Annotated in this window: 1 protein-coding gene; it reads left to right on the top strand. The window is 66.2% G+C overall.

Annotation, left to right across the window (positions count from 1 at the left end; genetic code table 11):
* Positions 1 to 22: 22 nt before the first annotated feature.
* Positions 23 to 394: hypothetical protein (locus EN852_RS35800; protein WP_246694507.1), on the top strand; the 372-nt coding region annotated here is incomplete at its 3' end.

Here is a 394-nt window from a genome sequence, read left to right as displayed (position 1 = left end):
CTTGGTCGCCCTGGTTGCCTTGATGAGCCCGACAGCGGCGGGCACGCGCCTGTCCCATCTATTCGACCGCTCCGACCTGGCAACGACCTATTTGGGCGAGTCCGATCTCCTGACCGCCTATACGACCGGCATGGCGCGCTATCGTCTGTTGCTCACCGGTGTGACCGGCACGGCCAATCTCGCCGCACCGCTCGAACCTCTTCAGCTGCGGCCTGAATTCCAGCAACGGACATGGCGGGCAGCGGACGGCAGCCTGCTGCAGGGCTTCGCCGGAAAGGGCGGCTTCCGGCTGACCGCCGGCAACTGCCTTACCCATATCTGCACGGCCAGCGAATGCAGCGAAGCCGGCTGGCCGGTCTATGCCTGCAGCGACGGGCGCAAGCGCAGGATGTCG

It is taken from the genome of Mesorhizobium sp. M2E.F.Ca.ET.209.01.1.1, assembly GCF_004010375.2.
Taxonomy (GTDB): Bacteria; Pseudomonadota; Alphaproteobacteria; order Rhizobiales; family Rhizobiaceae; genus Mesorhizobium.
The sequence above is the reverse complement of the archived record's forward strand: the minus strand, read 5'-3'. Positions and strand labels throughout refer to the sequence as shown.